The sequence below is a fragment of the Gynuella sp. genome, from assembly GCF_050297175.1.
GTDB lineage: Bacteria > Pseudomonadota > Gammaproteobacteria > Pseudomonadales > Natronospirillaceae > Gynuella.
Genome location: NZ_JBNKSF010000039.1, coordinates 148,934 through 175,185, shown reverse-complemented (window position 1 = coordinate 175,185; position 26,252 = coordinate 148,934). Strand labels below are relative to the sequence as shown.

At 50.5% G+C, this 26,252-nt stretch carries 22 protein-coding genes; 15 read left to right on the top strand and 7 right to left on the bottom strand.

Annotated features, from left to right (window positions below; all coding sequences use genetic code 11):
• The 9 genes from ACQY6I_RS16930 to yddG all read left to right on the top strand — a co-directional run bounded on the left by ACQY6I_RS16930 (window position 1) and on the right by yddG (window position 10,173).
• Window positions 1-1,566: a gamma-glutamyltransferase family protein gene (locus tag ACQY6I_RS16930; protein WP_428242681.1), complete on the top strand. Its 1,566-nt coding sequence runs from the start codon at window positions 1-3 to the stop codon at window positions 1,564-1,566.
• Between the two features lie 84 nt (window positions 1,567-1,650).
• A complete protein-coding gene (locus tag ACQY6I_RS16925; protein ID WP_428242680.1) occupies window positions 1,651-2,460 on the top strand; it encodes a sulfite exporter TauE/SafE family protein in 810 nt (269 codons plus the stop codon).
• A gap of 9 nt (window positions 2,461-2,469) precedes the next feature.
• Window positions 2,470-3,693 (top strand): pyridoxal-phosphate-dependent aminotransferase family protein, encoded by a 1,224-nt coding sequence (locus ACQY6I_RS16920; protein ID WP_428242679.1) that lies wholly within the window; start codon window positions 2,470-2,472, stop codon window positions 3,691-3,693.
• Window positions 3,686-4,954 carry an allantoate amidohydrolase gene (locus ACQY6I_RS16915; protein ID WP_428242678.1) on the top strand — a complete coding sequence of 423 codons (1,269 nt, stop codon included), beginning with the start codon at window positions 3,686-3,688 and terminating at the stop codon, window positions 4,952-4,954. The genes ACQY6I_RS16920 and ACQY6I_RS16915 overlap by 8 nt, the downstream gene beginning before the upstream one ends.
• Window positions 4,955-5,196: 242 nt before the next feature.
• A complete protein-coding gene (locus ACQY6I_RS16910; RefSeq protein WP_428242677.1) occupies window positions 5,197-6,150 on the top strand; it encodes a DUF2167 domain-containing protein in 954 nt (317 codons plus the stop codon).
• A gap of 120 nt (window positions 6,151-6,270) precedes the next feature.
• A complete protein-coding gene (gene cbiB, locus ACQY6I_RS16905) occupies window positions 6,271-7,173 on the top strand; it encodes an adenosylcobinamide-phosphate synthase CbiB (protein WP_428242676.1) in 903 nt (300 codons plus the stop codon).
• A gap of 248 nt (window positions 7,174-7,421) precedes the next feature.
• Window positions 7,422-8,423 (top strand): threonine-phosphate decarboxylase CobD, encoded by a 1,002-nt coding sequence (gene cobD, locus ACQY6I_RS16900; RefSeq protein WP_428242675.1) that lies wholly within the window; start codon window positions 7,422-7,424, stop codon window positions 8,421-8,423.
• Between the two features lie 29 nt (window positions 8,424-8,452).
• A complete protein-coding gene (locus tag ACQY6I_RS16895) occupies window positions 8,453-9,193 on the top strand; it encodes a helix-turn-helix domain-containing protein (RefSeq protein ID WP_428242674.1) in 741 nt (246 codons plus the stop codon).
• Window positions 9,194-9,255: 62 nt separating this feature from the next.
• The gene (gene yddG / locus ACQY6I_RS16890; protein WP_428242673.1) at window positions 9,256-10,173 is read left to right on the top strand and encodes an aromatic amino acid exporter YddG; all 918 of its coding nucleotides are present in this window, start codon (window positions 9,256-9,258) and stop codon (window positions 10,171-10,173) included.
• Here the strand turns inward: yddG and ACQY6I_RS16885 are convergent.
• The gene (locus tag ACQY6I_RS16885; protein WP_428242672.1) at window positions 10,145-10,900 is read right to left on the bottom strand and encodes an NYN domain-containing protein; all 756 of its coding nucleotides are present in this window, start codon (window positions 10,898-10,900) and stop codon (window positions 10,145-10,147) included. The genes yddG and ACQY6I_RS16885 overlap by 29 nt on opposite strands.
• A 220-nt stretch (window positions 10,901-11,120) precedes the next feature.
• Here ACQY6I_RS16885 and ACQY6I_RS16880 point away from each other — a divergent pair, with 220 nt between their 5' ends.
• The 3 genes from ACQY6I_RS16880 to ACQY6I_RS16870 all read left to right on the top strand — a co-directional run bounded on the left by ACQY6I_RS16880 (window position 11,121) and on the right by ACQY6I_RS16870 (window position 14,278).
• On the top strand, window positions 11,121-11,681 hold the full coding sequence (locus ACQY6I_RS16880) for a GbsR/MarR family transcriptional regulator (protein ID WP_428242671.1): 561 nt from the start codon (window positions 11,121-11,123) through the stop codon (window positions 11,679-11,681).
• 237 nt (window positions 11,682-11,918) lie between these two features.
• The gene (locus ACQY6I_RS16875) at window positions 11,919-13,283 is read left to right on the top strand and encodes a cytochrome ubiquinol oxidase subunit I (RefSeq protein ID WP_428242670.1); all 1,365 of its coding nucleotides are present in this window, start codon (window positions 11,919-11,921) and stop codon (window positions 13,281-13,283) included.
• On the top strand, window positions 13,280-14,278 hold the full coding sequence (locus tag ACQY6I_RS16870) for a cytochrome d ubiquinol oxidase subunit II (protein ID WP_428242669.1): 999 nt from the start codon (window positions 13,280-13,282) through the stop codon (window positions 14,276-14,278). Before ACQY6I_RS16875 ends, ACQY6I_RS16870 begins: the two co-directional genes overlap by 4 nt.
• Window positions 14,279-14,331: 53 nt before the next feature.
• Here the strand turns inward: ACQY6I_RS16870 and ACQY6I_RS16865 are convergent, their stop codons facing one another.
• The gene (locus tag ACQY6I_RS16865; protein WP_428242668.1) at window positions 14,332-14,826 is read right to left on the bottom strand and encodes a C40 family peptidase; all 495 of its coding nucleotides are present in this window, start codon (window positions 14,824-14,826) and stop codon (window positions 14,332-14,334) included.
• 102 nt (window positions 14,827-14,928) lie between these two features.
• Between ACQY6I_RS16865 and ACQY6I_RS16860 the strand changes: the two genes are divergently transcribed.
• A complete protein-coding gene (locus ACQY6I_RS16860; protein ID WP_428242667.1) occupies window positions 14,929-15,477 on the top strand; it encodes a zf-TFIIB domain-containing protein in 549 nt (182 codons plus the stop codon).
• Between the two features lie 9 nt (window positions 15,478-15,486).
• On the opposite strand, the gene ACQY6I_RS16855 is transcribed toward ACQY6I_RS16860, so the two are convergent.
• The gene (locus ACQY6I_RS16855) at window positions 15,487-16,752 is read right to left on the bottom strand and encodes an MFS transporter (RefSeq protein ID WP_428242666.1); all 1,266 of its coding nucleotides are present in this window, start codon (window positions 16,750-16,752) and stop codon (window positions 15,487-15,489) included.
• 153 nt (window positions 16,753-16,905) lie between these two features.
• Here ACQY6I_RS16855 and ACQY6I_RS16850 point away from each other — a divergent pair, with 153 nt between their 5' ends.
• Window positions 16,906-17,808 (top strand): LysR family transcriptional regulator, encoded by a 903-nt coding sequence (locus tag ACQY6I_RS16850; protein ID WP_428242739.1) that lies wholly within the window; start codon window positions 16,906-16,908, stop codon window positions 17,806-17,808.
• A 21-nt stretch (window positions 17,809-17,829) separates the two neighbouring features.
• On the opposite strand, the gene ACQY6I_RS16845 is transcribed toward ACQY6I_RS16850, so the two are convergent.
• The 4 genes from ACQY6I_RS16845 to ACQY6I_RS16830 all read right to left on the bottom strand — a co-directional run bounded on the left by ACQY6I_RS16845 (window position 17,830) and on the right by ACQY6I_RS16830 (window position 24,365).
• Window positions 17,830-19,056, bottom strand: a complete 1,227-nt coding sequence (locus ACQY6I_RS16845; RefSeq protein ID WP_428242665.1) for a dicarboxylate/amino acid:cation symporter — start codon at window positions 19,054-19,056, stop codon at window positions 17,830-17,832.
• Window positions 19,057-19,346: 290 nt separating this feature from the next.
• Window positions 19,347-20,342: a diguanylate cyclase domain-containing protein gene (locus ACQY6I_RS16840; RefSeq protein ID WP_428242664.1), complete on the bottom strand. Its 996-nt coding sequence runs from the start codon at window positions 20,340-20,342 to the stop codon at window positions 19,347-19,349.
• A 288-nt stretch (window positions 20,343-20,630) separates the two neighbouring features.
• Complete coding sequence (locus tag ACQY6I_RS16835) at window positions 20,631-20,984, bottom strand: DP-EP family protein (RefSeq protein WP_428242663.1); 354 nt, start codon at window positions 20,982-20,984, stop codon at window positions 20,631-20,633.
• A gap of 93 nt (window positions 20,985-21,077) precedes the next feature.
• Entirely contained in the window at window positions 21,078-24,365 is a 3,288-nt protein-coding gene (locus ACQY6I_RS16830) for a winged helix-turn-helix domain-containing protein (RefSeq protein WP_428242662.1), read from the bottom strand.
• Window positions 24,366-25,340: 975 nt separating this feature from the next.
• Between ACQY6I_RS16830 and ACQY6I_RS16825 the strand changes: the two genes are divergently transcribed.
• Window positions 25,341-25,781: a GNAT family N-acetyltransferase gene (locus ACQY6I_RS16825; protein ID WP_428242661.1), complete on the top strand. Its 441-nt coding sequence runs from the start codon at window positions 25,341-25,343 to the stop codon at window positions 25,779-25,781.
• Window positions 25,782-26,252 lie beyond the last annotated feature (471 nt).

Below are 26,252 nucleotides of genomic sequence, written 5' to 3'. Positions count from 1 at the left end.
ATGAGTATTGCCTTTACTGCTCCTCATTCTCAGGCATCTGAAGCGGGGATGGCCATTCTTCGACAGGGCGGTAGCGCCGTTGAGGCAATGGTCGCGGCAGCGGCCATGATTGCGACGGTCTATCCACACATGAACAGCATCGGTGGTGATGGTTTCTGGGTCATCAGTGAGCCAGGGAAATTACCCCGGGCGCTGGATGCCTGTGGCACTGCGGCCCAGGCCGCCGATTTGAACGCTTATACGCAGGCGGGTGGGATTCCCAGTCGTGGCGGCCGCAGCTGCATCACTATGGCCGGTGCTATCGACGGCTGGCATCAGGCATTGCAATTGTCTGCCAGCTGGCAACGACCACTACCTTTGTCAGCGTTGTTGGAAGCTGCGATTGATGCTGCCCGGCAGGGTATTCGGGTCACTCAGAGTCTGGTAAATGCGTGTGCCAAGGTGGCAACAGAGTTTCAGGACTTCAGTGCCTATCAGTCGCTTTATTGTCCGGATGGTCGTATGCCTGCCGTGAACGAAAACCTGAGCAATGTGACGCTGGCGGATACCTTTGATCATCTGGCCCGGGCGGGATTGCAGGATTTTTATCACGGCGATATCAGCCGTTCTCTCAGCCAGCAGTTAGGCGATGCAGGCTCATTCATTAGCCGCAGCGATTTTGAACAGTATCAGGCGCAATGGGTGGACCCTCTGTCCGTTAGATTCAGCCAGGGCACACTGTTTAACTTCCCGGCGCCGACTCAGGGCATTGCCTCCATGCTGATACTGGCCCTGTATGATCGGGTGCGTCGCACGGGTATGAGCGAAGCCGAACAAGTGCATCTGTTAGTGGAATGTACCAAGCAGGCATTTATACAGCGTGACCAGTTGGTAACGGATCGCTCACGTCTGAGCCAGGCTTATCACGAACTGCTGCATGAACAGACCCTGGAGCGATTGGCCAGGAATGTTGATCCCAACCAGGCCCTTTCCTGGCCGAGGCCCAGTGCCACCGGCGATACCATTTGGATGGGCGCGCTGGACCAACAGGGACGTATGGTCAGTTATATTCAAAGCATTTACTGGGAGTTTGGCAGTGGAGTAGTGCTACCGGAAACCGGAGTGCACTGGAATAACCGCGGGATTTCCTTCTCCCTGGATCCTCAGCACCACAATGTATTGCAACCGGGCTGCCGTCCATTTCATACCCTTAATCCTGCATACGCGGAGCTGGACGATGGTCGCAGAATGGCCTATGGCACTATGGGGGGTGAGGGGCAGCCCCAGACTCAGGCGGCATTGTTTAATCGTTATGTCTTCGAACGACTGGGACTGGCAGATGCCATTGCCCTGCCCAGATGGCTGCTGGGTCGTTCCTGGGGCGAACAGAATCATGATTTGAAACTGGAGCAAAGCCTGGCGGATGACATTGCCGATGCGTTGCTGGCCAAAGGTCATCAGTTGCAGATTGTGGCGGATCAGAATGAACTGATGGGACATGCCGGTGCGGTGGTGTTCAACGCCAGCAGTGGCGCGGTTGAGGCTGCCACAGACCCAAGAAGCGATGGGGCTGCCCTGATTCGTTGAGTTACCCTACCTGCTGTCGGCAGTGCAGACAGGTGAAACCGATCAACCCGACACTGCCCAAATTATTAATCGGAGCCGTAAATCTTGGAATTCTTACCTCAACTTCTTGCCCTGGTGGTAACCGGTGTTTTTGCCGGTCTGCTGGCTGGCCTGCTCGGGGTCGGCGGTGGTATCGTCATTGTCCCGGTGCTGTTTTTTCTGTTTCAGGGCTTTGGTGTCAGCGCTGACTCTGCTCAGATCATTGCCACCGCCACGTCGTTGGCGACCATTATCCCCACTTCTATCAGTTCCATTCGTGCCCACACGCGCAAGGGCAATGTGGATTTTGCGCTGCTGAAGTACTGGGTGGTGTTCGTATTCATCGGTGTCATGGCTGGTAGCCTTATGGTGACTCGGGTGGATGGCACTTATCTGACCGCACTGTTCGGCATTATTGCTACCTTATCGGCTCTGAATATGTTGTTCCGGGCCGGAGCCAAACCGTTAAAGAATGAACTGCCGGGGCGTGTGGGGCAGGGCATTATGGGAAGCTGTATCGGTTTCTTTTCGACCATGGTGGGCATCGGAGGTGGCACGCTCACGGTGCCGACTCTCACGGCCTGTAATTATCCGGCTCATCGGGCAGTCGGAACCGCTGCGGCGGTGGGGCTGATGATTTCACTGCCGGGAGCATTAACGTTGCTGGTGGCAGCCAATACCCCAGTGGACGCACCGAAGTTCACCTATGGTCTGGTCAATCTGGTGGCATTCGTCTGCATTGTTCCGCTGACGGTATTATTTGCGCCGTTGGGGGCCGCTCTGGCGCAGAAACTGGATCAGAAAAAGTTAAAGAGAGTGTTTGCCGTCGCGCTTATGGTGACGGGTGTTCGTATGTTGCTGCAACTGGTGTTATAGGGGATCAATATGTCCAGTCAAATTATCAATCCGCCTCCACGTTTACTGATGGGTCCTGGTCCGATCAATGCCGATCCTCGCGTGTTGCAGGCCATGTCAAATCAGTTGATCGGGCAGTATGACCCGGTGATGACTGGTTATATGAATGAAACCATGGCCCTTTACCGGCAGGTATTCAATACCCAAAATCAGTGGACCCTGCTTGTGGATGGGACTGCCAGGGCTGGTATCGAAGCCGTGCTGGTGTCAATTCTGGAACCGGGCGACAAAGTCCTGATTCCGGTGTTTGGTCGTTTTGGTCATCTGCTCAGGGAAATCTGTGAACGTGCCCAGGCCGAGATTCACACCATTGACGTGGAATGGGGGCGGATCGTCGAGCCTGAACAGGTGGAACAGGCGATTCGGACAATCCGTCCCAAAGTCTTTGCCACCGTGCAGGGGGATACTTCTACAACAATGCTGCAGCCACTGCAGGAAATCGGTGAGATCTGTCGCCGTCATGAAGTACTGTTTTATTGTGATGCGACGGCTTCCGTGGTCGGCAATACGCTGTTGGTAGATGACTGGCATCTGGATGCGGTGTCTGTCGGGTTGCAAAAATGTCTGGGTGGCCCGAGCGGTTCGGCACCGATTACCCTGAGTGATCGCTATGTTGCCGAGGTGCGCAAGCGCCAACATGTGGAAGCCGGTATTCGTACTGCGCAACATCAGGCCGGTGAACGGCCGCGTATTCTTTCCAATTATTTCGATGTCCCCATGTTGCTGGATTACTGGGGAGAAGAACGTCTGAACCATCATACCGAAGCCACCACCATGCTGTACGGGGCCCGTGAATGTGCCCGGCTGGTGGTCGAAGAAGGTGTTGAAAACTGCGTGTCGCGGCATGAACTGCATGGCCGTGCGATGTTGCAGGGAGTACAGGGTCTTGGTCTTCAGGTGTTCGGTGATCTCAAACACAAAATGAACAATGTCGTGGGGGTTTACATTCCTGAGGGAGTTAACGGCGAGCAGGTCAGACAGTCCATGCTGTTGGATTTCAATATTGAAATCGGCACCAGTTTTGGGCCTTTGCACGGCAAAATATGGCGTATTGGCACGATGGGTTATAACGCCCGTAAAGATGCAGTATTAACCACTCTGTCTGCGCTTGAACAGGTGTTGCGTCGTGCCGGTTATCAGGCACCCGCCGGTGGTGGTGTGCAGGCGGCTTTTGAGGTGTATGAGCGTGGCTGATTGGCCGGAACTGAATAAAGCCACTGCGCTGGAACTCGCTGCACAGGTACTTCAGCGTTGCGATATCCTGGCTGAGATCAGTCAGACAGCGGGAATCGTCGACCGTCGTTACCTGACCCCGGAACATCGTCGCGCCAATGATCAGGTACAACATTGGATGCAGCAGGCGGGGCTGAGCTGCTGGCAGGATGCGGCTGGTAATCAGTGGGGCCGGTTTGCCAGCAGTCACCGTGATGCCAGAACATTCATCATTGGCTCCCATCTCGACACTGTCCCCAATGCTGGCAAGTATGATGGTATCGTCGGTGTCCTGGCTCCTTTGACTTTGGCGGCCTGGTTGCAGCAGCATCAGATTGCGCTGCCGTTTCATCTCGACATCGTTGGATTTGGAGACGAAGAAGGTGTGCGGTTTGGTACTACGCTGCTGGGGAGCCGGGCTTTGACCGGTTCCTGGCCGGAACAATGGCGTGAACTCAGCGATGGCAAACTGACCCTGCCACAGGCGTTGGAACAATTCGGTTCCAGTTTTGATGCGATTCCACAGGCCGCAGTGGATGCCCGGCAATTGCTTGGGTATTTCGAATTTCATATTGAGCAGGGACCGGTTCTGGAAGGCCTGGATCTGCCGCTTGGTGTCGTGACTGCTATTGCCGGAGCCCGCCGTTTTAATATCGAATTGCGTGGTATGGCCGGCCATGCCGGTACGGTCCCGATGGATCTGCGTCAGGATGCGTTGATGGGAGCAGCAGAATTGATGCAGGCGATAGAAAGCATTGCCTGTGATACCGGTATTGTCGCGACTGTTGGCAAGATCACTGCGGCGCCGGGGGCGGTGAATGTTATTCCCGGACGGGTTGAATTCAGCCTGGATATACGCAGTGAGAATGATCAGTTACGTGATCAGGCTCTGGCAGATATCAAAGGCGCGGCACACGTACTCTGTCAGCGGCGTGGTCTGGAAGTTACCTGGACCCAGATCCATTCTGCGGCAGCGGTGAAGTGCGATCCGCAAATGACGGATCTGCTTGCAGATGCCATCGGTGAAGCGGCGCATCGACTGCCCAGTGGTGCTGGTCATGATGCCATGGTCATGGCACAGATTTGCCCGATGGCGATGCTGTTCATGCGCTGCGAAAAAGGTATTTCTCATCATCCTGCAGAAGCCATTACCGAGCCTGATCTGGCAGAAGCCCTGATGGCGATGCATCGTTTTTTGCAGCACCTCGTCGCGTTGGATAAATTGCCTGATAACTGTGAGTAAGGCGCGAATATTCATTTGCGTCCAGGCAACTGAAACCGTATAAATCCACTTTTATTGTGGTGCTATATCGTTCAAGGGTGGATGGTGCTGTTCGCCCCTGTCTCTGAACTCGCCCCAACGGGTCGTTGGGTGTTTGTTAACCCAGGCGTCATGACTTGGGTAACGGGCATCAGCAGCCTACTCATCCAGTGACCCGAAGGACTGCTTGGTTATCCGGGTTCTTTTTTCTTAAGGACACTCATATGAATAAATTTTTGTTATTGGTGGCGTCATTACTGGCATTTAACAGCTTTGCTGAGGACACCTTGGTGGAGGCTCCGGAAGGTACTCTGGTTGAACCCGGTCTTTCTGAAGAGACGGTTGCGGCGGACAGTATCGCTGCAGATGCTACGGACTTAATGACGGCGGAGGAATTTGTTGCCTCCCTGCACGGAATTTCCGGCAAGATCACACTGCCCGGCAACATCGCCACCATGAATTTATCTGATCAGTTTTTGTACATAGATCCGGATAACACTGAACGATTACTGGTAGACGGCTGGGGGAACCCGCCTGGCAATAAAACCCTGGGCATGATCATCCCCGCCAATGTCAGTCCGCTTGACTATGAAGGCTGGGGCGTGGTGATCACCTACATGGAGGATGGCTACGTCAGTGACGAGGATGCTGATGATATTGATTACGATGAGCTGCTCAAAAACATGATGGCGGAGAGTCGTGAAGCCAGCAAACAACGTGAAGAAGCGGGCTATGGTTCCATGACCCTGATCGGCTGGGCGGAATCTCCGCGTTATGACCAGCAGACTCACAAGTTTTACTGGGCCAAGGAGTATGTCACCAGTGGTGCTGATGTGAACTCCCTGAACTACAACATTCGTGTCCTTGGACGTAAAGGTGTGCTGGTACTCAATGCCGTGGCCACTATGGATCAGATCGATAGCATTAAACACGAAATGCCGGATTTGCTGGCGGTAACCAATTTTACCCAGGGCAATCGTTATGAAGATTTCGACAGCAGCGTTGATCATGTTGCTGAGTATGGACTGGCGGCGCTGGTAGCCGGTGGTGTGGCTGCCAAAATGGGGCTGTTTGCCAAGCTGGGTGCGTTGTTGCTGGTGTTTAAAAAGTTCATCATTGTGGGTATTGCCCTGGTCGGTGGCGTCATTGCCAGACTGTTCGGTCGAAAAAAAGACTGATCACTGGCACGCCCGGACTCAGTCCGGGCGGTTTATCGTTCTGTCGCCGCCGCGCATTTTTGTTGATACGTGTTAACATCCCGTTCCCATTCTGAACCCATTAGCGCTTGAGCCTATCCCGTGAGTCTGACCATTGTGATTGCCCTGGTGATCGACCAGCTACTTGGTGAACCTCGACGTTTTCATCCTCTGGTTGGGTTTGGTCGCTGGGTCACTTGGGTAGAAGCCAGGTTCGATGCATTGGGGATATCGCCACTGCGTGCCAGACTGAACGGTATCCTGGCCTGGTTGGTAACAGTATTGCCCTTTGCTCTGATTGCCTTTGTTCTGGTTGACAGACTCGGTATGGTCATAGATATCCTGCTGTTATACCTCGCCATCGGCCGTAAGAGTTTATGTCAACATGGCCGTCGGGTGGTTGATGCCATCAGGACAGGTGATCTGACTCAGGTCAGGTATCAGACCAGTATGATCGTCAGTCGCGAATGTGCTCATCTGGATAAGACTGGCTGCGCCCGGGCGACCGTGGAATCGGTATTGGAGAATGGCAGCGACAGTATCTTTGCTGCCATTTTCTGGTTTCTGCTGGCTGGGGCGCCTGGTGTGGTGATCTATCGGCTGGCCAATACCCTTGATGCCATGTGGGGCTATAAAAATGACCGTTATCGATACTTCGGCTGGTTCAGCGCCCGTATCGATGATGTGCTGAACTACATTCCTGCACGCTTGTGTGCTGTCTGCTACTGTCTGGCCGGCAATGCCCATGCGGGGTTTGCCAGCTGGCGCAGGTATGCCCGGTTATTATCGAGCCCGAACGGTGGACCGGTGATGAGCGCCGGGGCCGGTGCTTTGGATGTCTGTCTTGGCGGCCCGGCCATCTATCATGGCCTAACAGTGGAGAAGCCCTGGTATGGCGGTACTCAGCCAGCCGATGAACGGCAGATTATAAATGCCATCCAGCTGCTGGATCGGGCATTGCTGATCTTTGTCGCAGTGGTGTTTGGGCTGTTGCTGCTATTCTGACTATGCTTTGATAATGCCGGATTCCGCTTGGGTATTTGTTTGCGCTGAAGAACTTCAATAATCTTTGTTTTTGTTTGGGATATTTTTTCTACTCTATTGTAGATTTGTTTTTTAAAAGCATCGAAGTCAGATGTTTTTTGATGGGTGGCTATGCCGCAAATGATGAATGACGATCTTTGCCATTGCTGCAATGGCTGGATTGATTGACGTCCCATCTTTTTAATTTATTTGTTCTGTTCGGGAGTTTTATGGTGTCTTTAGTAACAGCACCTTTTCACGGTGGCCGCCTGCAACAGGCCGCAAACGAATTTGGAATCGCTGCGGAGCAGTGGTTGGATTTATCGACCGGGGTGAACCCGGAGGGCTGGCCGGTGCCGAATTTGCCGGCGGAGGTCTGGCAACGTTTGCCGGAAAATGATGGTGCGCTGGAGCAGGCTGCCGCCAGATTCTATGGCCAGCCAATGTTGGCGGTACCTGGCAGTCAATGGGCTATTCAAACACTGCCGATGCTGTTCGCACCGACACGGGTCTGGATCCCCCATTATGGTTATGCCGAGCATGCCTTTCACTGGCGTCTGAATGGTCATCAGCTGGAAACTTACGATGAGTTGCCGGATCAACATCAACTGGCCCCCGATGATATCGTTATTGCTGTCAACCCAAACAACCCTACCGGCTATCGTTATCAACCTGATCAGTTACTTGGGCTGGCGATGAAATTACAGCAATTATCCGGTTACCTGCTGGTAGACGAAGCGTTCATGGATCCTTCTCCCAAGTATTCATTATTGTCCGGCACGATGCCGGATAACCTGATCGTCTTGCGCTCGCTGGGGAAGTTTTTCGGGTTGGCGGGTATTCGTCTCGGATTTATCTGCTGTGCTCCGCTGTTGCAACAGCAACTACAACAGCGATTGGGTCCCTGGGCCATCAGTCATCCGGCCCGATATGTTGGAGTGCTGGCATTGCAGGACACTGTCTGGCAGCAACATGCCCAGCAACAGATTAAGTACAGCAGTGAAAAACTCACCAACCTGTTGAGTCAGCACTTTGCCGAAGCGCAATTGAGTACCACCGCCTTGTTTGTCACCCTGACACTGACGGATCCGGAACAGGCCCGGCGGCTTTATCAACATTGTGGGCAACATGCCGTCCTGGTGCGGATATTTCCGGAGTGGCAGAAAATCCGTTTTGGACTGGCTGATGATTTTGGTCTGAACCGGCTTGCGGAAGTGTTGGAAGACCTTTAAAACGACGATTTACAGAGACCTGAGCAACCATGACCAGCGCGATGACTTTACGCAGTTATTCAGCCATCAATACCTTGCACCGTCATGATTTTGCGCAGCTGGTATTACCGCTGCAGGGAGTTCTGGAATTACAGATTGGAAACATTGCCGGGCAGGTGGACCAATCCCGGATGGCGGTAATTCGTTCTGGAGTGGATCACGGTTTTTCGGCGGGAGAGGAGAATCTGTTTATCGTCATCGATTTGCCTCACAATGAATCCCGGATCTGCGAACAGCTGCCGCCATTTGTTGCCACCGATGCGGCGTTGAAGCAGTACATACCGTTCATATATCAGCAGTTGTCGATGCCCTCCCTGAGTCCGGTTGTTGGCTACAGTATGGTGTCGTTATTACTGCAGCTGCTGATACGGGCCGGTCCTGAATCGTTGCCTGGGGACCGTCGCCTGAATGCGGCTCTCCATTATGTGCAGGCCAATCTGGCGGCAGAGTTGACACTCAATCAAGTGGCAGCAGTTGCGCATCTGAGTGTGCGGCAGTTGCATCAGCTGTTTATCCGCCATGTCGGGATGTCGCCGGGGCAGTACATACAGCAGCAACGAATGCTGCGGGCGAGTCAGCTGTTGACCGATACCCGGTTGACTGTGCAGCAGATTGCTGATCAGTGTGGGTACCAAAACCTGTCCGCCTTCAGTGACCGGTTTCGGCAGTTATACGGGCAATCCCCCAGCACCTTCCGGTTATCGCCGAAACGACAAACAGAAGCACCATAACGGCAAAGCCGGCTGTCGGTAATATTCCTAAAATACCCAAAAATTCATTGCGGGTATTTATCATGCACACACCTCAGGCAACACTAATCGGTCTGTTTTCTGTTTTTTTATGGGGCACGCTGGCGCTGTTGACCCGGTTGACTGATGGCCTGATTCCACCGTTGCAGCTGGTGGCGATGACATTTGGGCTGGCCTATCTGTTGATGCAGATTCGTTGGTTCTGTCTCGGTCATACCGGTGTACTTTATATGCGCCAGCCCTGGCAGGCATGGTTGGTCGGCGTGGGTGGGTTATTCGGTTATCACTTGTGTTATTTCTTTGCTATGAATCATGCACCAGCCGCCCATGCGGGTTTGCTGGCCTATCTGTGGCCGGTATTGATCGTGTTGCTTTCGGCGTTGCTGCCCTCGGAAAAACTGTTAAAACGTCACTTGCTGGGTGTGGTTTTGGCGGCACTGGGTGGTTGGCTGTTGTTAAGTGACCCGGATGAAGGGCTGCAACCTGCTTACGCTGCCGGATATATGGCAGCGCTGGCCTGTGCATTGATCTGGTCCGGTTATTCGATACTGTCTCGGCGATTGAAATCGGTGCCGACCGATGCTGTCGGCTGGTATTGTCTGGTGACGGCACTGCTGGCACTAGCGTGTCACTGGCTGCTCGAACCGACGGTCTGGCCCGCAAATGCGCGATCATGGCTTGGGGTGGTGGCACTCGGGATTGGACCGGTGGGCATTGCATTCTTTACCTGGGATTACGGTGTCAAACACGGCAATATCCAGCTGCTGGGCATTGCTTCCTACGCTGCCCCGCTGATTTCCACGATATTGCTGATTATGGCTGGGGAGGCATACATGTCCGATGCCTTGATTGCTGCCTGTGCATTGATCGTTCTGGGTTCACTGATTGCCGCGGGTGTGTTGAATATTCGTATGGGGGCAGGTAAGGCTGGGGTTAGCGTTTCTTCAGGCGATACAGAATGATGTTGGTAGTGCCTTTGCCCTTGCTTTTTTTGACCTCGAAGATGTTTTTGAGGCCGATAATGATATCGGTGAGTTTTGAGGCGCCGTAAGTTCTGGGGTCAAAATCTGGTTTGGATCGTTTAATCATGCTGCCGGCGGGAGAGACGTTAGCCCAGCCGTCGTCATCCTGATACAGCTCCCAGGCTTTTTTTAACAGCGGTAGCAATTCGTGGTTCGGGGTGGTTTTGGGAGAGACTGTGGTGCCGGATTTCGGGGGTTTTTCCGGAGTGGGAGTGGAATTTTCAGTCTCCAGATTTTCGGTAAAGATAAAATCATCGCAGGCATTCCGAAACGAGACCGGAGTTTTCTTTTCGCCGACACCAAAGACAAAAATCTCAGACTCCCGCAGTCGGGAGGCCAGACTGGTGAAGTCACTGTCACTGGAAACCAGTGCAAATGCATCAAACTTATCCGAGTAGAGTAGATCCATGGCATCGATGATCATGGAGACATCGGTGGCATTTTTCCCAGTGGTATAGGCAAACTGCTGCTTGGGCTGGATGGCCAGTTCATTGAGAGTTTGCTTCCAGTTTTTCAGATATTCACTGGACCAATCTCCATAAGCCCGTTTGATGACAATATGCCCATGTGCGGACAACTCGCTCAGAATTGCGCCGATTTTACTTAATTGTGCATTATCAGCATCGATCAGAACCGCTATCTTTTTGTGGCTGTCCAAGTCTTTCATAGACATTGTCCTTTCTGTTTTCGCAGCAGTACAACATAGCCATCTGCTGAATTCATCTCTTATTTGATTGAAAACCACACAATTTAAAGGGATTTAATTTATTGGCTGGCGACAATTATTTGCTTGCATTTTGGTGCCAACTTTTTAAACTTTCAGAAATTATTGAAAATTCAGAAATTCCATGACAAATATCATGGAAATAACCATTCAGAGTATATGCATGAAACTGACACCCGAACTTCAGACGTTTGTACTGCATTTTGGCGAGATGGGCAGTCGCTGGGGATTTAACCGCACGGTCGGACAGATGCTGGCGTTGATCGTCATGAGCGAAAAGCCGTTGAGTGCGGATGAAATTGCTGAGGCGCTGAATATTTCCCGCGGTAACGTCAGCATGGCAACCAAAGAACTGAATAGCTGGCAGCTGATTCGCACGCATCGGGAGCCGGGGGATCGCAAAGATTACTACGTTGCCAACGGTTCGATCTGGCAACTGGCGCAACAGGTGATGGCGGAGCGCAAAAAACGCGAAGTTGATCCGACGCTGTCGATGCTGCGCAGTCAGTTGATGGATGTCGAAGAGTCGTCGGAAATGTCTTACGAACAGCAGAGAATGGGTGAGATTCATGATCTGCTGGAGTTGTTCAATCATTGGTTCGACGATGTACAGAATATGAAACCCGAGCATTTGCGGGCGTTGATGAAACTGGGCGCTGGTGTCGGAAAGGTCCTGGAGCTGGGTGATCGGATGCTGCCGAAAAAGAAACCTTCCAATTCGTAACCTGGTCAGGACAACAGGTTGATGGTGATGCTTTCTGTATCACCGCTAACCTGGCAATGAAATGTCCTAGGTTAATCACAAGTTTGATTGAGGTTGTCGCTGTGCCGTCAGAGCACAGGATGTCCCGGTTTCCCCGATACACAATGTTGCCAGGCATGATGCTGGCAGCCTGATCAGATAGCGGCTGGTCCAAGGTGTGGGGGGATATAGTTTTTTTAAAATCGTAACGGAGGAGTTATGGATACTCTCATACTGTCGCGCATTCAGTTTGCCGCGAATATTAGTTTTCACATCCTGTTCCCGACCATCACCATTGCCATGTGCTGGTTTTTGTTCTATTTCAAGGTGCGACACGATCTGTCGGGGCATCCGGTGTGGATGCGGATCTATCGTTTTTGGGTGAAGATTTTTGCCCTGACATTTGCTCTGGGGGTGGTCAGCGGTATCACCATGAGTTTTCAGTTTGGTACCAACTGGCCCGGTTTTATGGAAAGAGTGGGCAATATTGCCGGCCCTTTGCTGGGATATGAAGTCATCACCGCGTTTTTTCTGGAAGCGACCTTTCTGGGTGTGATGCTGTTTGGCATGGACCGGGTGCCTAACTGGGTACATACGCTGGCAAGCTTTATCATGGCGGTTGGTACAACTCTGTCGGCGTTCTGGATTCTATCCCTGAACAGTTGGATGCAGACACCCGATGGTTATGAAGTTATCGATGGTGTGGTGTATCCGGTGGACTGGTGGAAAATTATTTTTAATGCCTCTTTTCCGTATCGCCTGATGCACATGTTGCTGGCGTCAGGGTTGACGGCGGCATTCCTGATTGCCGGTATCTCGGCATATCGCTTGTTGAAAAAAGACTCCAAGCTGGCTCCCCGAAAAAGCCTTAAATCGGCGATGGCGGTGGCGGCAATATTGATACCCATACAGGTCATGGTGGGGGATATGCATGGGTTGAATACCATTGAACATCAGCCCCAGAAAATTGCTGCGATTGAAGGGGTTTGGCAGACCGAAAAAAGTGCGCCGCTGGTGTTGTTTGCCTGGCCTGACGAGACGACCAGAACCAACAAATACGCCATTGAGATTCCCAGTCTGGCGAGTTTGATTCTGACTCATGATGCTCAGGGAGAAATCAAAGGCCTGAACGAATTTGAAGGTGCTCATCCACCGGTCAAACCTATGTTTTTCGGTTTCAGAATCATGGTGGGGATTGGCATGTTAATGCTGCTGGTCAGTTGGGCTGCCACCTGGTTGTTACGAAAGGATCGGGAAATGCCGGTCTGGATGCTCAGAGTTCAGGTATTAATGACATTTTCCGGGTGGGTGGCGACACTGGCCGGTTGGTATGTGACCGAAATCGGCCGACAACCGTGGCTGGTATCCGGGGTATTGAAAACAGCTGAAGCGGTAACAACGGTACCGCAGCAGAACGTCGGCCTGTCTCTGGCCATGTACCTGGCATTGTATGGATTATTGCTGGCGGCTTATCTGCAAACCATTTTTTATATGGCCCGCAAATCGACCGAGGTAGAGGAGTTCAGTCTATCGGAATTACAGAATCAGGAGCATACGATGACAACTGCGGAGCATAGAGCATGATGACAACAAGCTGGATAGTGGAAGTGTTTTTGTTTTTGATGGGGCTCGCCGTTCTGATATATGCGGTGCTCGATGGTTATGATCTTGGTATCGGAGTGTTGTTGCCGATGGATGAGGTTGAGCATCGTGATCAGATGATTGCGAGTATCGGTCCGTTCTGGGATGCCAATGAGACCTGGTTAGTGCTCGCAATTGGCATCCTGTTGATTGCGTTTCCTCATGCTTACAGCCTGGTGCTGCATGAACTGTATCTGCCAACGACGATTCTAATGATGGGTTTGATCGTGCGTGGTGTGTCGTTTGATTTTCGCGCCAAGGCGGTTACCGGTCACCGGACCTTATGGGACAGAGCCTTCAAAGCCGGTTCATTGATAGCATCATTGACGCAGGGATACATGATTGGTCGTTACGTGCTTGGTTTTGAAAATAGTCTCGCTGCTGAAGCATTTGCTGCCCTCAGTGCCGTCTGTGTTACCGCTGCCTATGCTTATATTGGCGGGGCCTGGCTGGTGATGAAAACAGAAGGCGAGCTGCAACGCCGTGCTGCTCACTGGGCACGCTGGTCTGGAAGGCTCGCAGCGGTGGGGATCGCTGCCATCAGTATCGTCAATCCGCTGGTCAGCAGCACCGTTGCCGAACGTTGGTTTAGCTTTCCCGGTGCTATTCTGCTGGTGCCGATTCCGCTCATCTGCATCGCCCTGGTGGTGGCAGTGGATCAATATCTCAAACACGTACCGCTGAAGAATGATATGGGCTGCTGGTTTCCGTTTGTTGGCGTGGCGGCGTTGTTTTTGCTGAGCTTTTTCGGTCTGGCCTACAGTTTTTATCCGGATGTGGTACCCGGCAGGATGAGTGCGGCGGAAGCTGCCAGTGCCGAAGCTTCTCTACGGTTTATCGGAGTGGGAGTGGCCATCGTATTGCCGTTGATTCTGGCTTATACCGCCTACTCTTATCGGGTATTCTGGGGCAAATCAACGAAGCTCAAATACTACTGATTATCTGATCTGACGGTTCAGGTCGCTTTTCGAGCGCCTGAACTGTTTCTGTTTTAGCCATTATTCTCCAGCCGTCGTGCCATCCAGAAATGCTGTTTCCAGAAGCCGCTGAGATTGGAAATGATCACTCCCTTGCTGGTGGACGCATGCATGAAATCGCCATTGTCGAGGTAGATACCCACGTGACGGTATTTCTTGCCGGGAAATTTGAAGAATACCAGGTCCCCCGGCCGAAGCGCAGACTGCCGGATGCTGTAAGAGTGTTGTATCTGTGTCGCGGTAGTCCGTGCCACCCGAACCCCCAGGGCCTGATAGGCTCGATAGACCAATCCAGAACAATCGATACCACTTTTGTCGAGCCCACCCAGCCGGTGTGGTGTACCTTTCCAGTGTTGATAGATAGTTTCGAAGTCACTGCGGCTATAGGTTTCGGAGTTTTGTGCCTGATAAGGCTGACTGTCGAGACTGGTATAACCGGCGCAGGCCGAGAGCATGACCACGGCAAAGGTAAATAACAGACTGATATGAATAAAGTGTTTATCGAGCATGAGTGGAAATATAGCCCAACTTTGTGAAGAAAACCCGTTTTAGTAATGGTGGTTAATTCAGTAGAATGCATAGCCTCCATCTGAATGTTTTAAGGAAAGCCTATGAAATGCCCGGCTTGCAAAAATGGGAATCTTGTCAGCGGTTATCTGGAAGATCTGTTTTTGGCACGTACCTGTGATAGTTGCGGTGGTAACTGGCTAATGCTGGAAGATTATCTGTACTGGTTGCAGAGAACTCCTCCTCAGCCTCTGGCTGCGAATATCGAATATGAAATCATGGACTCCCGGCAGGTACTGCTGTGCCCGGTGACCGGTAATATGATGCTGAAGTATCGAATCAGCGGTTCCAATGACCATCGGCTGGACCTTAGTTCTGATATTTCCGGCATCTGGATGGATAAAGGTGAATGGGAGCTGCTGAAGTCTGAAGGCCTGGCCCATCAGCTGAACAGTATTTTCACCGAACCATGGCAGCGCCGTATTCAAAGCGAGCGCACTGCCGAAATTCTGTCCGCCCGCTATGAGGATAAATTCGGTCCAGAGGTGTATCAGAAAATTAAAGATACTCGTGAATGGCTGCAGAAACAGGACAATTATTTGGAACTGCTGGCTTATCTGATTGCCAAAGATCCTTATTCCGTCAAGCGCTGATAAAGCGCTTTAGCTGGCAGCCGATGTCCTTCGGCTGCGATGATAGAGTAGCAGGGCGGTACTCAGCGTGCCGGCCAATATCAACAGCGAGCCGACGATGACCCCGCCCCATCCCTGCCAGCGCCAGAAAGGGTGCAGATAAATCCCGCCGGTGCTGGCTCCCAGATAATAAAATACCAGATAGAGCGAACTGGCACTGGCCCTGGCATGATGAGCATTGCGGCTGACCCAGCTGCTGGCCGTGGCATGAGCAAAAAAGAAACCAAGACTGTTGATTAGCAGGCCGACGATGATCATCGGCAGTGACGGTATCAAGGTAATCAGGCTACCTGTCATCAGAACCACAATCCCCAGCGCCATACACAACGGCTGTGCCAGGTACCTGCTGGCGCGACCGGCCAGCGTGGAGCCGAATGTGCCAGTCAGGTACGTCAAAAACAGCATTCCCAGCACTTGAGTACTGAGCGAGTAGGGGGCTTTTTCGAGTACAAAAGTCAGGTAACTGTATTGATTGATGAATACAAAAAAGTTGAAACCACCAATCAGGTACGCGGGTAGTAACAGCGGGTTACGCAGATGCTCCAGCAAATTGGCAAACATTTGTCGGGGATGAAATGGCCGGGCCTGGAAATGACTGGATGCCGGTAGCAGATAGATAAACCCGGCCCAGATGACCAGGCTGAGCAGAGCAATGACCATGAACGTACTTGACCAGCCCAGATGTTCACCGGCAAAACCACCGATCAGACGCCCGCTGATACCTCCAAGGCTGTTGGCACCGATGTAAAAGCCGACGGCGGTGATCAGTGCGTGGCTGTCAAACTCGTCCCCCATGTACGCGACTGCGATAGCCGGCAGACCACCAAGGCACAGGCCTTGTAAGGCCCGCAGGATCAGCAGCCACTCATAACTGTGTACCTGGGAGATCAACAGTGTGGTCAGAATGGCGCCTGCCATGGTCACCACCATGATGCCACGTCGACCAAAGACATCTGACAGTGGACCATAAAAGAGCAACGACAGACCCAAAGTCAGTGTGGCAATGGTAAAACTCCAGTTCGCGCTCAATGCGGAAATATGAAAATTACTGGCCAGCATCGGCAGCAATGGCTGAGTGACATAGAGGTTGGAAAAAATCATGAATGATCCCAGGCACAAGGCCAGGGTGGCACGCCAATAGGCAGGCGTGCCGGTTCTGATCCGCTCACCGTTTACAATGACAGATTCTGGAGTGAGCTTACTCTCCAGAGCGTTGGTAAGCAGTTTTTGAGTCATGGGAGAGTCCTGTAAAACCTGAACAAGGTCGAGCATCGTGGAGCTGCCTGCACTATATCCCTGAAAGAAGCATAATAAAAATATATGGAAGTTATCAGTATGATCACTATTATTTATGTCTCTGTTGATACGTCTGATGGTGCGATCGTTGCTATGGAACTCAAACCCTTGCGGTATTTTTATGAAGTGGCTCGGCTGGGTAGTTTTACCCGCGCTGCTGAGCGGCTCAATCTGGCCCAGCCGGCCATCAGTATGTCGATTCGCAAACTCGAAGATGAGCTGCAGCTGACTTTGTTTCATCGCCGTGAACGGACTATCGCACTGACAGATGAAGGACAGCGACTGTTTGTGCAGGCAGAGAAAATTCTTCAGGCAGTCAGCGATGCAGAATTGGAAATGCAGGAATTAAAGGGATTGGAGCGTGGCGAAGTGCGGGTCGGTATTCCGAGCATGCTCGGGTCATTTTATTTTCCGCCGATCCTGATGGCCTTCCGGCATCGTTACCCCGGACTGGTGTTTTCGGTACATGAAGGAGGGGCGGTACAGTTGCAGCAGATGCTGGAGAAAGGTGAGCTGGATCTGGCGGTTATTGAATCGCAGCAGATTCCCGAGATGCTGGAAGCTCGGGCCTTTCTGCGTGAGGAAATGCGGGTGGTGGTGGCCAGGGAACATCCGTTTGCCGGTCGCAGTTCTGTCAGTCTGGAGGAATTTTTTGCTGAAGAACTGGCCATGTTCAAACCCGGCTATTTTCATCGCAAGGTGCTGGATCGTTTGGCCAGAGAGGTTGGCTGTACTCCGAATATCGGCTTTGAAACCAATCTGGTGCCGCTCATCCGGGCGATTGTCAAACAAGGGTTTGGTATATCCACGCTGCTGAACATGGCGGTTGAAGACGATCCGGAGCTGGTCACACTATCGTTTGATCAGCCGATTCTGCTGGATCTCTGTATTGCCTGGCGCAAAGGAGGATATTTATCCCAAGCCAACAGAGTATTCGTGGACTTTCTACAGGAAGCGAGTGGGTTTGTCGCGCAGGATGATACCGGACAGCTCTGACGCTGCCCGGTTATAACCGGTTCAGGCAGATTTTTCGCCGGCAAAACGATCAACGATCACAGCACAGGCAGCATCGCCAGTGATGTTCAGAGCTGTACGGATCATGTCAAAAATACGATCCAGGGCAAACAGTAACGGCAGCCCTTCGATGGGGATTTTGGCGGCCAGTAGTACGGCCACTACCAAAAAGGAAGGACCCGGTACGCCGGCTTGACCGATGGCACCGATCGTGGCGGTAAAGATGATGGCCACATAGCTGGTCATGGTCAGATCGACGTTAAACAGCTGGGCAAAAAAGATCGCCACCAGGCCATAATAAATGGCATTCCCGCTCATATTGATTGTGGCTCCCAGAGGCAGCACAAAAGAGCAGGTCGGTTTGGAGATTTTCAGTTCTTCTTCACAGGTTTCCATGTTGACAGGCAGAGTTGCCATACTGGACGCGGTGGATAGCGCAACAGCCTGGGGTTTTTTCATCTTGTTGATGAAATCCAATGGGGATGTATTGGAGAAGAGCTTGACCAGCAGTGGATAAAATACAAAGCCATACAGCAGAATAGCCAGCAGATAGACGGCAAACAGTTTGGCGACCAGCATCAACATTCCAAAACCAAAGGTACCGACGGCATCGGCCATCAAGCCAAACACTCCAATTGGGGCAACCAGCATGACGATATTGATCATCCAGATAAATGCCTGGATCAGGGTGTCCAGACCTTCCATCAGAGGTTTGGTACGGCTATTGTCCTGCTTGGCAATTGCAATGCCCAGAAACAGGCAAAACACCATGATCTGCAGAATGTTGGCATCGTTGAGTGATTGAAAAACGTTAGTGGGGATCATGCCCAGAATGGTATCGAAAAATCCAGGTACGGCACCTTTGTCGGCGTAGTCATTGGAAAAGAAGTGTTGTGCGGCGCTCAGATCAAGCCCTGCACCTGGTTTGAAAATGGCGCCCATGGACAAAGCCAGAGCAACGGCTGCGGCAGATGTCAGCAGAAAGAAGCCGAAGGTTGTCAGGCCAATTTTTCCGGCCGCCGGGCTGTCACCCAGATTGGCGGCACCAGCAATGATGGAGACTGCAATCAGCGGTATAACCAACATTTTAATTAAGTGTATAAATATTGCTCCCAAGGGCGCAAACATGGCTGCCTGTTGGCCCATGAGTGCACCCGCAATAGCGCCGATAATCATAGCAACCACTACCTGAAAGCCGATGTTTTTCACCATTTTCTGTATCTGAGCCATAGATGGTTCTCCATTTTTGTAACTGGCAAAGGTGATTTCGACGCAGTTGTAACGTCTGGCAGGCGGCGGATTATAGAGGTAATACTCAGAAGTGCTGCAATTTTCCGTGTCAATCGTTAGAAAGAATGACTGCTATCAATGTTTTGAGTGGTTATCAGCATGTTTCAACAAGCGTGTGCTGGGCATTACCAATGCCAGTCAATGATGTTCAGGGCAAAAAATTCGGTAGGATCTGCACTGAGGGGGCGCAGGCGGATATCCGCACCCATCCCAGAAACATCAATATCCGGCTAGAGACTAAGGTTGATCCGGTTCCGGCCGTCTGTCTTGGCACGGTAAAGTGCTGTATCTGCGGCGAAGATGAGCGCTTCCGGTGTGCGGTATTGGCCACCTTGATTGCAGGCGATTCCCTGGCTGACGCTGATGCTCAAATGAGCGTCGAGCTGCATGTCGGTGAACGTCAATGCGCAGATGGCTTTTTGTATATGCTGGGCCACGAGTTTGGCTCCCTGTACCGGACAATGAGGCAATATCAGCACAAACTCTTCTCCGCCATAGCGGGCTGCCAGGCTGTCGTTGGAAGGCAGGCAATCCTGTAATACCTGGGCAATTTTCTGCAGGCATTTATCCCCATTTAGATGACCGAATTGATCGTTAAAGGTTTTGAAGTAATCCACGTCGATCAGAATCAGGCTGAGAGGTTGATGATTGTTTATGCATTGATTCCAACATGTTTCCAGTTTTTGTTCGAGATCGTAACGGTTTGGCAATCCGGTCAGTTGGTCGGTATAGGCTTGTTTACGTAATTCCCGATATTGAGCCTTATGTTGACTCAGGTTGTGCAGTACTCCGATAAAGAGCGGTGTCATGCCGGTCATGTTTGTGGGCAGAAAAGACAATGACAGGTCTGCCTCCACCAGAGTGCCATCAACCCGGTTGATGACTACTTCCTTCGGACCATGTCTGAGTGGCTGATTCTGATTGTTTTTCCAGTTGGCAAAAATATCCTGATACTGCTCATAATAATGATTGGTCAGGAAGTAAAACCATTTTTGCCCGAGGAGCGATTCTGCCGGAGCTCCGAAAAATGTCACGCCCAGAGGGTTGATCAGTTCAATCACCCCTTCGTCGTTAACGATGAACACTCCTTCGGCAATATTATGAAGGATGTTGTAAAAGCGGCTGATCCGATGACTTTCCTCGGCCGGTACAAACGTTTTGTTGGGTCGCGCCTGGTTTGACAGGGCGCGATGGTTATTATCCTTTGAACAGCTGGTTTTGCTCATAACTGCCTCGCAAATCATATTTGCCTGCTGATGTGATGAGTGCACTGTAAAGAAAAATGATCTGCCTAACCTTCCGGTATTCTTCTGAATTATAACTTATTGATTTTTAAGGTTTTTATGTGTTTTTTGATTGTTAAGAAAACAATGCTTCAGGCAGTTGAAAAACAACAATAAGTGCTGAAAAAAATGAGGTAGTTTGTCGAGTTGGGAAGGTGGCCGATGACGACTGAAAGATATTATTTAACATGTCGCCCGGCCGGGATGAATGGTGGTATGCCCAGTGATCAGTTAAGGGCGTTTATTTTTAATGCGAGGGTCCGGACTTGCATAGCGTTGCCCGGTCTGAATGTTTTCAATGATCAGTTGGAGTCCGACGTCTTCGTTGGATCTTGAGCCCTGATCCATGAGCACCAAGGTTTTTCCGTTGTCCTGGAAAGTGTAAGAGATGTCACTATTGAAGTCGTCATTGATCGCTGGTTTTTGCATAAAGTAACCAGGGCTTTCCAGGGTGTAGTATATTTCTGTGGGGCACCCTTGGACGGTGACAGATCCATTGGTGATTTGTTTGTTTTCATTATAAAACACAAAAATCGGGGGAATGATTGATGTGTCCACCGTTACTTTAAATTTTACCTGTTGCATAGACTTCTCCTTCTCAATTACGAACCACTATGGTTAGTGCATCATAGGGGCACAGGTGCATAAAACGCCCGCGTCCCGTTATAAAAAGTCCTGTTATTGTGCGCCACTGACAAGCATAAAGCCGATCTCGGAAATGCCCATTTGTCGTAATGCCTCCACTTCGTTTTGAATCAACGATTGCTGGCCCAGACAATGGTGTGCCTGTACAAAGGGCATCAGATATTCAGCGCTGCGGCTTTTTTCGAGCAGGGGTTGTAGTAGCTCAATGGCTTCCTGACAGGCTTGCCGCTTGTGTTGCCCGTTATTGTTTTGATCATCCAGCCGGGCGTGCATCAACTTGATTTCTGCCAGCGCCTGTAACGCGTAGCTGGATAAAGTATCGGTCGAATGTGCGGCATCAAGCTGTATTTGTGCCTGTTCGATAAGTACTTTACTTTTTGACCAGTCATGTTTTACCTGATAGTACCGAATAGTGTCGATCAGGGTGGATGGATCAATCGCGGCATTTTCTATGATGTGATCCATAGATACCTCTATCTCGGCTGTCAATTCAGCGTCGTCGGGGTGCCCTTTGTTTGCCTGTAACAGTCGCCGGAAGGCTTTCAGTCCCAGTAGATAGTCCTGCCATCCGGTATTTTCAGGATCCTGGACCAATCCTTTTTCCATCATGGTGATGGCCTGATCCACTTTGTCACTGGCCTGATGATACTCCGTGCGGTAATTCAGCATTCTGGCCTGTTGGGTGTATGAGTAAGCCAGACTCTCAATAATGTTGGCATTGTCGGGTTCCCGCTCAAGGGCCTTCTCCAGTTCCTGTTGGCCGTTCAGATTCAGCTCAATTGCTTGTTGCAAATCACCAAGATGTTTGGCGACAGAGCCCAGCCATGACAGCGTATCTGCCTGATTCATGTGCAGGGTTTCATCGCTGGGTTCCATCTGAATGGCCTGTTGGGTATAGGACAGCGATGACTCGAAGGCTGTTTGTGCAGCTGGATAATTCTGTTGCTCCAGATATAGGGAGCCCATGGTACTGTAGGCGTCTGACAGTTCGAGAATGGTATCCAGGCTATCGGGTGCCAGCGCATACATGCGCTCGCTGTAGTTTCGGTAGGTATCAAACCATGCCAGTGCGGCATCCAGGTTCCAGTCATCATATTCGAGTTGGCCGAGCCAGAACGCATTAGCTCCCGACTCCTTGAGCAGGTCCAGATTGTCTTTTTGTTGCTGAACCAATGGTTGCAGGATTGTATTGGCAGCTTCAAAAGCCTGTCTAGCTTCATCAATCCGGTCTCGCGAATAAGCCACTTCACCGATGGCTCCAAGGGTTCGCGCCTGCTGAAACATGGACTTGAAACTGAGATCGTTCTTTAAAAAGGGCAGGAATGTATCTTGGTTGCGCTGTTGTTCCTGCGTACTGAAATAAGCCAAAGCTTCATTGCTGATACCATCGAGCAAATCCATTCGTTTGACGCTTCTGAGCTTGTCGGCAAACTCACCTACCATGAAACCGAGCAGATTTTCAGCTTCCAGGCGTTTCTGGCGAGCCAGAGTTTCGGCCTGATGGCTGCGGATGCTCATAAATATCGACGTCAGTGTCAGTGTGCACAGCAAAGCGATAATGGCCCGGTTGAGCCAGTGCCTTAATTCTGCCCGTCTGGCTGAGGCTTTGATCAGTTCCCGTTCCGATACATCCAGCACAAACAGGTTTTGCTCCTGCAGTTCTTGTGCTTCCTGCAAAGGTTTTCCCTTTGCCAGCAGGAAATCCTGACTACGCTGTTCCTGTTGCCAGCGTTGTGCCTGTTGTTGCAGCCGGGTTTTGATGGCCAGGCTGTCGCGATGGTCTCTGATCCAGGTTTGCACCCGAGGCCAGTGTTGCCATAGTGCTTCGTGGCAGACACTGAAACAGGGTTCATCATGATAAAGGTGTGAAACCAGTAGCCGGTGATCAATCAGCGCCTGCACCAGCTCTATCTGATCCTGATGCTGCAATTGTGTCCAGGCGGCAGTGCGGCTGGTAATGCTTTTGCCATCGTCGGTCATGGTCAGCAGCATGGGCAGTATTCCGGGTAGAGCAGCCTGGCGGTTAGTAGGCAAACTCAGGAAAATCTCTTCAGCTTTGCGACCAATGGCACCGTCTATCCCCCCCAGTTGCTGATAGACCGATACCAGCAGTTCATTATCAGAGGAGCGCTGCTGATATAAGGCTTCCAGAGTGTATTGCAGCATAGGCAGGGAGTCAGGATGGTCTGATGCGTCAGCACAGAGTATTTCGTCCAGTGGAATCTGTGTGACAGGATCTCGTGCCCAGGCAAGCCCTGCGGCGGTTGCTGGCAGCCTGATCATTTGCATCAGCTCCAGTCGCGTGGGCGGCATAAGGTCGAATACTGCACCGCTGGCTTTTATCGCCATTAGGACCGGGTGGCCCACGACCAGTGGATAAAAATCATTTCGACAGGCACTGAGTATTAATATACCGCCGGATCGAGCCAGATAATCAATAATATTTAAAAACTGATCACGCTCTTCTGTGCTGAATAACGGTGAAGACAATAAGACTTCAAGACGATCGATAAACAGTGATAACTGGGGCAAGGCATAGCTTGTTTCCGTGGCAGCAATGCGTTGCCGGCAGTGATCGATAAGATCGTCAATTTGTTTGGTAAGCATTGTCACCAGTGTCTCGGCACTGCAACCCTCGAACAGCGGAGTGCTGTCAATCTCCCAATCCAGCATCGCGGCTGCCAGATCCATAAACAGCTGATGTTTACCAATATCCGCAAAGTCGAGGCTCGTATGTGACAATACTCCAATACCATCATAACCTTTGCGATCTTCCAAAGCAGGAATGACCCCTGCGTTCAGTAGAGATGATTTACCGCTGCCACTGGGACCGAGAATGAGACAGAATGTGTGGCCGTTACTGACTTGTCCGGACAGTTGTTGCAACAAGGTGACTATCTGTTCGTTACGGCCAAAAAATACCGCTGCATCGCTGCTGGAAAACGCGCGTAAGCCAGGAAATGGCGACTTGTTTTGCCATAGTTCGGTGACGGTTTCAGATGCAGGAAAACTTAATTCAGCAACGATACGGTAACCCCGTTTACGAATGGTCTCCACATACAGAGGCTCACTGGGTTTATCTCCCAGCGCCCGACGTAATTGATTAATGGCCTTGTGAACCGGGTTATCACCGATCTCAGTGTTGCCCCAGCATTGCTGGACAATTTCGTCAGCACTCAATGGTTGGCCTTTCTGGTTCGAAAGTGCTACCAGGACATCCATGACTCTTGGTTCAAGCTGGCGCACAATCTCGCCACAACGAATGGTATTGGTCTTAGGAGATACCTGCCATTCACCAATGAAAAACGGATGTTCATTCACCTTATAAGCGCCTTAAGTGATAAAGTTACCAACAGATATGCGTGGTTACGGGGAGACAATTTTAATAATGGCAGAACATGATCTGTCATTCATATTTCCGTATTGGTCTTCAGGTAGATTCTAGTTGAAGATCTGTCAGCTGTCAGACATTAATGCAACCATAAAGGAGCTGCTGAAACTTTGTCAATCGTGATGCCTGATAATTTTTTGTGGCGGGTTTTCTGTTTGTATACTTATTAACCGGGGATGTTGGTTCGTCAGTGTCTTATAAGAAAGGTATTCTGATAATGTTCTTAGTCGGGCTGCTCGTATTATTTATAATTATGACAAATATGCAAGATGAAATATTTTTTATGGCTTGATTATTAAACAGAAATGAAAAAATTTGTGGCGAGAACAATGTATGGTGGCGAGAGTTTGTACTCAGCTCATGGGTATGTAAACCAGATCGGCATTTGTGGAAAAATTTTGCACCAGAAAATAGTTTTATGACTCTGAATAATGACCTTTGTCGCCGAAAATGAGCTAAAAAAATCTGCAAAATTCGGTTATTTGTAGATGATGAATGGCGGATGTTGGCATGTTTTGTATTGCTCTGGTGTCTTCATCGACACTCTTTGGAGTATCCATAGATTTCTTTGTGTAAAAACAATCGGCTGGAATTTTATATGGTAAGTGTATGGAATTATCGAAAATATACTCCTACTCATTTATCTCTCAAAAAGTATATTGGATTGTTTCTGGCTGAGTTATAAAACAGAGATCGTTGATAGGATCGTATTGTGCTGTTGAAGATGAATTCTGATCCGGTTATATGTTTATTTTGACTTCCGAAAATTAACCGTATGAACATTGTACGAAGATGCTGTTTTTCCCCTTATCGGCACATAGACTTTATTCTGTTGCTGTGCTTCAAATATTTATGAGTGTTTTATTTTGTTCTCTCCGGAGAGATTGCGTGAAAGGAAAATTACTATGTCGTATGTGATCCGGCCTTATAGTGCTGCTGATCTGGAACTGGTTTTATCTGTCTGGGAAAGTGGTAACCGGCAGGCTCATCCATTTTTAAGCAATGAATTTATTAAACAGATTCGTGAGATCATTCCGACGGATTATCTGCCAAACGCAGACACCTGGGTGGCAGAGCTGGACGAACATGTGGTTGGTTTTGTGTCTCTGCTGGGTCATGAAGTGGGCGCTTTGTTTGTTGACCCGTCGTATCAGAGTATGGGAATAGGCAGAGCATTGTTGGATAAAGCCTCCGCTTTGCACAGGACTCTGGAGCTTGAAGTATTTTGTGACAATCTCAACGGTAAGCGATTTTACGACTTATATGGCTTCGAAGTGATGTGCCGGAAACCTCATCCTGAGACCGGCTTTCCGGTATATCGCTTGAGATATAACGTCGCCGGATAAGTGATCAATGATGTCAGGGAACAGCTGTCTTTGCCATGTTACATAATATGGCCACGATCTACCCATTTATGATGGAAAACAGAGTGATATTGGCACTCTTCAGATCAGTCTTTGACTTCAGACGGATCTATTCAAATTGCTATTGCCTGGATTACGATTGTGAGTACGACATCGTTATCACCCACCCAAACATGCCTGAATGCATTGTAATGCTTTGTTCAAAGAGGCATTCTGTAAGTTCCGGGGATAACGAATATGGGTAACCGTATTCGATTATGTGGCCTGCAAATATATAAACTGAACGGGGAAGTCCAATTTCAGGAATTTGTGGTGTGTGGATTGCCTGTCAGATTAATAAAAAGTACCTATATAAAGGCCGAATATGGAATTCTTGGTGTCGCTTCAAAAGAGAGTTGTTTGATAGAGTTCTATGCTGTCGGTCAAGTGTCAGTGTAAATAAACCCCTGCTGG

Bases quoted from the DNA above. Each gene is read 5' to 3' on its own strand.
- ACQY6I_RS16880 (WP_428242671.1), top strand. From the start codon at position 11,121: ATGAAACTGACACCCGAACTTCAGACGTTTGTACTGCATTTTGGCGAG.
- ACQY6I_RS16930 (WP_428242681.1), top strand. From the start codon at position 1: ATGAGTATTGCCTTTACTGCTCCTCATTCTCAGGCATCTGAAGCGGGG.
- yddG (WP_428242673.1), top strand. From the start codon at position 9,256: ATGCACACACCTCAGGCAACACTAATCGGTCTGTTTTCTGTTTTTTTA.
- ACQY6I_RS16850 (WP_428242739.1), top strand. From the start codon at position 16,906: ATGGAACTCAAACCCTTGCGGTATTTTTATGAAGTGGCTCGGCTGGGT.
- ACQY6I_RS16840 (WP_428242664.1), bottom strand. From the start codon at position 20,342: ATGAGCAAAACCAGCTGTTCAAAGGATAATAACCATCGCGCCCTGTCA.
- cobD (WP_428242675.1), top strand. From the start codon at position 7,422: ATGGTGTCTTTAGTAACAGCACCTTTTCACGGTGGCCGCCTGCAACAG.
- ACQY6I_RS16910 (WP_428242677.1), top strand. From the start codon at position 5,197: ATGAATAAATTTTTGTTATTGGTGGCGTCATTACTGGCATTTAACAGC.
- ACQY6I_RS16920 (WP_428242679.1), top strand. From the start codon at position 2,470: ATGTCCAGTCAAATTATCAATCCGCCTCCACGTTTACTGATGGGTCCT.
- ACQY6I_RS16865 (WP_428242668.1), bottom strand. From the start codon at position 14,826: ATGCTCGATAAACACTTTATTCATATCAGTCTGTTATTTACCTTTGCC.
- ACQY6I_RS16885 (WP_428242672.1), bottom strand. From the start codon at position 10,900: ATGAAAGACTTGGACAGCCACAAAAAGATAGCGGTTCTGATCGATGCT.
- ACQY6I_RS16855 (WP_428242666.1), bottom strand. From the start codon at position 16,752: ATGACTCAAAAACTGCTTACCAACGCTCTGGAGAGTAAGCTCACTCCA.
- ACQY6I_RS16835 (WP_428242663.1), bottom strand. From the start codon at position 20,984: ATGCAACAGGTAAAATTTAAAGTAACGGTGGACACATCAATCATTCCC.
- ACQY6I_RS16845 (WP_428242665.1), bottom strand. From the start codon at position 19,056: ATGGCTCAGATACAGAAAATGGTGAAAAACATCGGCTTTCAGGTAGTG.
- ACQY6I_RS16870 (WP_428242669.1), top strand. From the start codon at position 13,280: ATGATGACAACAAGCTGGATAGTGGAAGTGTTTTTGTTTTTGATGGGG.
- ACQY6I_RS16825 (WP_428242661.1), top strand. From the start codon at position 25,341: ATGTCGTATGTGATCCGGCCTTATAGTGCTGCTGATCTGGAACTGGTT.
- ACQY6I_RS16875 (WP_428242670.1), top strand. From the start codon at position 11,919: ATGGATACTCTCATACTGTCGCGCATTCAGTTTGCCGCGAATATTAGT.
- ACQY6I_RS16860 (WP_428242667.1), top strand. From the start codon at position 14,929: ATGAAATGCCCGGCTTGCAAAAATGGGAATCTTGTCAGCGGTTATCTG.
- ACQY6I_RS16895 (WP_428242674.1), top strand. From the start codon at position 8,453: ATGACCAGCGCGATGACTTTACGCAGTTATTCAGCCATCAATACCTTG.